The 6558-nt window shown below is 25.7% G+C and carries 9 protein-coding genes; 2 read left to right on the top strand and 7 right to left on the bottom strand.

From position 1 onward, the window contains the following. Positions 1–66: 66 nt before the first annotated feature. From CPX_RS02395 to CPX_RS03405, 7 genes are all read right to left on the bottom strand, one after another. Positions 67–597: a hypothetical protein gene (locus CPX_RS02395; protein WP_053521583.1), complete on the bottom strand. Its 531-nt coding sequence runs from the start codon at positions 595–597 to the stop codon at positions 67–69. A gap of 104 nt (positions 598–701) precedes the next feature. Continuing rightward, entirely contained in the window at positions 702–1319 is a 618-nt protein-coding gene (locus tag CPX_RS02390) for a DnaD domain protein (protein WP_053521582.1), read from the bottom strand. Further along, a complete protein-coding gene (rnc, locus tag CPX_RS02385; RefSeq protein WP_053521580.1) occupies positions 1312–1998 on the bottom strand; it encodes a ribonuclease III in 687 nt (228 codons plus the stop codon). The genes CPX_RS02390 and rnc overlap by 8 nt, the downstream gene beginning before the upstream one ends. 19 nt (positions 1999–2017) lie before the next feature. Next, positions 2018–3040: a phosphate acyltransferase PlsX gene (gene plsX, locus CPX_RS02380; RefSeq protein ID WP_053521578.1), complete on the bottom strand. Its 1023-nt coding sequence runs from the start codon at positions 3038–3040 to the stop codon at positions 2018–2020. Beyond that, positions 3037–3450: a helicase-related protein gene (locus CPX_RS03415; protein WP_235443259.1), complete on the bottom strand. Its 414-nt coding sequence runs from the start codon at positions 3448–3450 to the stop codon at positions 3037–3039. Before CPX_RS03415 ends, plsX begins: the two co-directional genes overlap by 4 nt. 28 nt (positions 3451–3478) lie before the next feature. Continuing rightward, a complete protein-coding gene (locus tag CPX_RS03410) occupies positions 3479–4384 on the bottom strand; it encodes a DEAD/DEAH box helicase (RefSeq protein WP_235443258.1) in 906 nt (301 codons plus the stop codon). 16 nt (positions 4385–4400) lie between these two features. Further along, positions 4401–4943 (bottom strand): ATP-dependent DNA helicase RecG, encoded by a 543-nt coding sequence (locus tag CPX_RS03405; RefSeq protein ID WP_235443257.1) that lies wholly within the window; start codon positions 4941–4943, stop codon positions 4401–4403. Between the two features lie 697 nt (positions 4944–5640). Here CPX_RS03405 and yihA point away from each other — a divergent pair. Beyond that, positions 5641–6147: a ribosome biogenesis GTP-binding protein YihA/YsxC gene (yihA, locus tag CPX_RS02370; RefSeq protein WP_235443256.1), complete on the top strand. Its 507-nt coding sequence runs from the start codon at positions 5641–5643 to the stop codon at positions 6145–6147. Between the two features lie 122 nt (positions 6148–6269). Then, positions 6270–6558 (top strand): class I tRNA ligase family protein (locus CPX_RS02365; RefSeq protein WP_152907389.1); only part of this gene is annotated, 289 nt, incomplete at its 3' end.

The following is a 6558-nucleotide window of genomic DNA, read 5'->3' as shown; positions in this document are numbered from 1 at the left end:
AATAATAATATATATATATATNTNTGTTTTATTGTGTATTTAAAAAAATATTAATTTTTTGAAAAATTATTCTAATCCGTAAGCTATTTTAGATTGAGTAACTACTTTTTGACAGATGTCTTTTGTAACTTTTGCTAAAGCTTTGTTAAGAGATGTTACTGCTGCATCGTCTTGACCAGTAGCCTGATCAGCTTCATCTAATGCACCTTTAACTGTTTTAGCTGCGTTTTGAGCTTCTTCGTAAGCTGTTTTTTTAGCTGCATCTTCAGGTTTTTTGTTTTTTTCTTCGTTAGTTAAATAGTCCATATCTTTGTAATATGTTTTTAATGTTTTAACAACTTTTTTCAATGCCGCTGCTTTTTTATCAGCGCTATTTTCGTTGTTCGCTTTTGTTATTGCATCTGTGCAAACAGCGTCCCATTTAGAGACTAAATTGCTGTCTAAGTTTTTAACCGCTTTAGAAGGTGAATTTTTCATAAAGAACCAAACACCAACTGCTGTTAAAATTACTACAACTGCACTAACAACGCCAAGAACTATTTTACCATTTTTAGTTTTTAAATAACTTTGTTTATTGTGCTTATCCATTGCTACCATAATATTTTATTATCTCCTTTTTTTTCATTATTAAATCTTCAATAAAGATCCAATACCGATTTTAATTATAACATATTTTTTTTATATAAAGTTATAATAATGCATTATTTTTTAATCTGTTTAAAAATTTTATGTAGTATTTGATCAGCTTTATCGTCATTTTCGATTTTTACATGATTTGTTTGGCTTAAAATTCTTTCAATATAATTTAGAGAATCTTTTTTATTTAAACCAGCTTGAACGATTATTTGGGTAATATTGTCGTGGGTATAATTTTGTTCTAAATACCAACTTTTCACGATTTCTAATTCGTTTCCAGTTAAAAGTCTGCCTTTTAAAGTTTCTAAATTTTCAATAGTTTCAGAAATATTGTTTTTTTGTTTTTTTTCAGTACTTTTAGTTTTTTTCTCTTTATATAATTGTTGTATTTTAACAAAAGTATTATCTAAATTAAAGATTTCTATAATCTTATTATCTTTTTTATCTTGTAGGATGGAAAAAAAATTTTTTTGTCTTAATCTTTCTAAAATAGATTCTAGTTCGTTTTTAGAAAGGTTCGCTTTTGTAGCTAAAAAAGAGGACGAAAAGATTTTTTTTTCATAAGAATCAAATAAACAAAGTAAAACACTTAATTCTTGTATTTCTAAATGGAGTTTTTTAAATTCACGGATTAAAATTTTTTCTATATTTAAAAAACCTTCTTCGTATAAAATTTTAATCATTTTTTAAAATACCTCCTTTAGAAATCTTGGCCAAAGCCTTTTTAGCAGCTTGTTGTTCGGCCGCTTTTTTGGTTTTACCATTACCTTTTCCTAACCATTCTTTGCCTAAATATACTTCTGATACAAATTCCTTTTCGTGAGCTAAACCTTTTTCAGAAATGATTTTATAAGTAATATTTTGTTTTTTTGTTTGGACTAATTCTTGTAGTTGAGTCTTAAAATCAATAATATTAATGATTTTATTTAAACAAGGCAAAACAACCTGATAAAAGGTTTTTTGTGCTTGTTTCAAGCCTAAATCTAAATAAATAGCCCCAAATAAAGCCTCAAAAGCGTCCGTTACAATAGAATAATTATGAACGGATCTTTTTTTTTCTCCTTTACCTAAATAAATATATTTTTTTAATTGAATTTCTTCAGCGTAAATCAATAAAGAATCTACACAAACTGCTTGAGCTCTTTTTTTGGTCATAACTCCTTCATCGTCTTTATTGTTTTTATATAAATAACTAGCCATGAAGAAATTAATGACCGAATCGCCTAAAAACTCTAATCTTTCGTTATTATTGTGTTTGGCGTTATTCTCATTAGCGTACGAACTATGAGTTAAAGCGTTAATGAATAAAGAAATATTTTTTGGTTTGATATTTAATCTTTTAAATAACTGTTTAATAGACATAACGTTTCCTTATGTGATTTCAATTTTTTATTTTTTGAGAAAGTTTTGTTAAAAAATCTTTTTCTATTAATTTTTTCGCTTTTAAAATAGCGTTATAAAAAGAATAATAATCGGAGTTGCCTTGAGCTTTAACAACGATTTTGTTTAAACCTAAAATCATTGCTCCTCCAATTTCTTTGCTATCTAATTTGTTTTTAATGTTTTGAAGCTTTTTTTGAAAAAGTAATTTACTAATGATTTTTTTGAACCAATTTTCTGTTAAAACGTTTTTTATGTTTTTCATTAAGATGTCAAAAGCACCTTTATATGTTTTAATAATCATATTGGAGGTGAAACCGTCACTTAATAAAATATCCGCCTCAGAGTATAAAATATTTTGCGGTTCTTCGTTCCCCTTAAATAAAACATGAGGAGTTTTTTCTAATAAATCAAAAGTCTCCATTTCTAAAACTCTCCCTTTATGCGGTTCTGAACCAATATTTAACATTTTAACAATGGGAGCGTCAATATGGAATAATTCTTGAGCCACAATAGAAGCAGCGATAGAGAATAATAACAGATTTTCAGCTTTAATTTCGATATTAGCTCCAGCGTCTAATAAAATTCTTGTTCTACCATCTAAAGAAGGGTAAATGATAGCTAAAGCGATTCTTTTCATAGGTTGAATAGTGCCGATAATTAAATAACTGGCTAAAATTAAAGCTTGCGTAGGCCCAGCAGAAACAACGCCGTCTACTTCATTATTTTTAGCCGATTGCAGAGCTAAAAACATAGAATGTTGTGAATTATCTCTAATTTCTTCTCTAATGTTTTTAACGCCCATATCTAAATAATGAGGCGTGTGGATAATGCTTAATCTTTCTTGTAAAGTTTCAGGCAATTCAGAAGAAATATGGTTTTGTAAAAATTTTTGAATTTGCGGTTCATCGCCATATAAATAAAGATACAAATCTCTTTCTTCGGATAACGCTTTTAAACTGCCTTTTATAATAGAATCAGGAGCGAAATCGCCTCCCATAGCGTCGACTGCTATTTTAATCATAATAACCTCTTTTTATTTTCTAAATTTTCAAAATCTTTTTGTACTTGAGAAATAATTTTAAAATCTGTTGCCACATTTAAAAAATGATATTTTAAATAACCACTTTGTTTTTTACCTACAAAATCGCCAGGACCTCTATTTTTTAAATCAAATTCGCTTAATTTAAAACCATTACTTTCTTGTTCTAAAATATTTAAACGTTGGTTATCTGTTGGATTTTCAGGGACTAAAAAACAATAATTTTGTTTTTCATTTCGCCCTACTCTTCCTCTTAATTGGTGTAATTGACTTAAACCAAAACGATCGGCTCCTAAAATAACAATGGTTGTTGCGTTAGGAATATCAATTCCTACTTCAATAATAGTAGTAGCTAATAAAATTCCTTGAGTATTTTTCACAAAACCCGCCATAATGTCTTCTTGTTCTTGGTTATTTTTTTTACCATGTAAAACATAAAGATGTTGAATTTTCTCTTCTTCTAAAAAAAGATTTTATGGTTTCAATATTGAATTTTTTAGCATTTTGTTTGATAGCCGGAACTACTATATAAGTTTGTTCGTTTTTAGCTTGATTTTCTTTTAATAAAGGAACGATGTCTTCGAAAGGAAATCTTTCGGTAATAATACTTTTTTTAGCATAAGGAGGTTCTGTTAATAAAGAAGTTTTTAATAAACCAAAATACATGACCGCTAAAGTTTTAGGAATTGGGGTCGCTGTTAAATATAAAACATCTGCTTGAAGGTTTTGAAAGGAAGTTTTATCTTTCACATCGGTCCCGAACTTATGAGTCTCATCAATGATAATCAACCCTAAATCATGAAATTCTGTATTCGCCAGCAAATGAGTGCCAATAACCATTTGATATTCATTATTATAAATAGCTTTTTGTAAAGTTTTTTTCTTTTTACTTTTAGAAGTGATAAAAATAGTCTTAATTTCGGGAAATAATTTAGTAAAATTTAAATAATGTTGTTTAGCTAAAATTTCTGTTGGAGCCATCATTAAAACTTGTTTTTTGGCACTAATGACTGCAATAGCTGCTAAAAAAACAGTAATAGTTTTGCCCGAACCAACATCGCCTTGAATTAATCTTTTAGTGGGATAATTTTGTTTTAAATCACTGTAAATATCTTTGACTATTTTTTTTTGGTTATCAGTTAAAGAAAAAGGGATTTTTTGCATTATTGTTTTAATATAATAATTACCATAATTTAAAGGTTTTTTAAAAGGAAGTTTCTTTTTTTCTTCAAATAATTTTTGTGCTATATTTAAGGCTTCTTCATGTTTAAAACGTTTTAAAGTTTTATGAAGTAATTGTTGGCTTTTGGGCAAATGAAGATTCATTAAAGCTTCTTTTCTATCAATTAAATTGTATTTTTTTAAAAAAAAGAGGACTTAAATTTTCTTTTATTTTTAATTGCGGTTTGTTAAAAATATTTTTTAAAAAAGTGGTGATAGAACGATCAGTAATATTTTTAATACCATACACAGGCTTTATTTTATTTTTGTTTTTTAAATCAAAAGAAATTAACGAAGCAGTAATGCTTTTATTATATAAATTATATTTACCTTTAATAAAAACATTTTTATTTATCTTTAAAAAATTGGCTAAATAAAATTTATTAAAAAGAACAACATCCAAAAATACATCATCATGGATTAAGATTTGAAAATTAAGTCTTTTTTTATCAGAATCGTCTTTAGATGAAATAGGTTCGCTAACAATTTTTCCTATAACATTAATTATTTCTTTATCCATCGCTTGGTTAATATTAGATAAAAGGAAATTTTGATATTTTTTAGGTTTATAAAAAATCAATTCTTTTAAAGTGTTGATATCGTTTTGAACTAATTTAGGGTATAAATTAGATTTTACAAACATTTGGTTTAAGTTAGAATTCATTTTGGAAAAACCTCAAATACACCTTTAAATCTTATTTTTTTGTTGGATAAAAACTACCAATATGGCGATATCTTTCTAACTAATCAACATTAGGCAATTAAAACTATTTTAATAATGTTAACAAATTATTCCCACATTATTAAATATTTTTTTATATTGAATAATATTTTAAAAATAATATGGATATTATGCTTAAAATATTATTCATCTTCTTAATTATAACATATTTCAAATAATTGCGGTCTAATGGTTTTTTGTTTTTTAAAAAAATATTTTGTTTATCGAAAGGAATAGAAAATAGAAAGGTTAAATAGAGAAGATTTGTTTGAAAAAACAATCATTATTTTTGTTTACTGTTATAAACAAGGAGATTATTGTAAACGAATTAATTTGTTTATATTATTAAATATCAATTATAATATAATAATATTATTAAGATAAGTAATGAAAATGAAAAAAATAAGAAAATTATTTTCATATCAACTGATGGAAAGAAATAAATACATTATAGAATGATAAATAAAAAACCATACTTTTTAAATTGGAAAAAATATAAATATTTTTTTATGAGTTTTTTTATTAAAAATACTATATAGGAAATATATTGAGGAAAAAATGATTAAAAAATCTGTTTTTATTAAAAGTATTCAAGGCCCTATTGACTGTCCCGTTCCTCGTTTATCAGAAGTTTTTTTTAATGGGTCGCAGTAATGTTGGCAAAAGTTCTTTTATCAACGCTTTAACGAATAAAAAAAAATTAGCTTTATTTTCTAAAACACCTGGTAAAACAACCACTGTTAATTATTTTTTATTAAATGATTCTTTTTATTTAGTTGATTCTCCAGGTTATGGTTATTCTAAAAGAAATAAAACTTTTAAACAAAGCGTTTTCCCTATGATTAATAATTTTTTACAAAACAACTATTTTGTTAAAATTATTTTTCAAATTATTGATTTTAAAGTGGGCCCTACAAAGATGGATTTAGATATTTATCATAATTTAAGAGAATATAATTTACCGGTCTTTTTAATTTTAAATAAAAAAGATAAAGTGTTGAAAAATCAAGTTATTAATCAAATGCAAAGAATCAAAAAAGAATTTGGCGCGTTTGAAGAAAATATTCCTATGTTTTTACTTTCTTGCAAAAATAAAGATGGTTTAAATGAAATAGTTAATTTGATTTATGATAAAATAAATACATAATTCATTATTTTTTATTTTTTTGTTAAATCTGATACTTTTTGGTATAAGATAATAATTATTACGAACTCAAGATAAAATATTTTTTAGCGCTTTAAAGCTAAAAAATTAGGATTAAGAAAAATATGGAACAAAAATATAATTTTAAATTAGTAGAAAATAAAAGATACGCTAAATGGTTAGAAAAAGGCTATTTTAAAACACAAAATAACCCTGATAAAACACCTTTCACTATTGTTATTCCGCCTCCGAATATTACGGGCAAACTGCATTTAGGTCACGCTTGGAATAATACTTTACAAGATATTATTATCAGAAGAAAAAAAATGTTGGGTTTTGACGTCCTTTTTTTGCCGGGAATGGATCATGCCGGTATAGCGACTCAAAGTAAAATCAAACAAAAATTAAAAGAAG

This window comes from Candidatus Phytoplasma pruni, from assembly GCF_001277135.1.
Classification (GTDB): Bacteria; Bacillota_I; Bacilli_A; order Acholeplasmatales; family Acholeplasmataceae; genus Phytoplasma; species Phytoplasma pruni.
The sequence above is the reverse complement of the archived record's forward strand: the minus strand, read 5'-3'. Positions and strand labels throughout refer to the sequence as shown.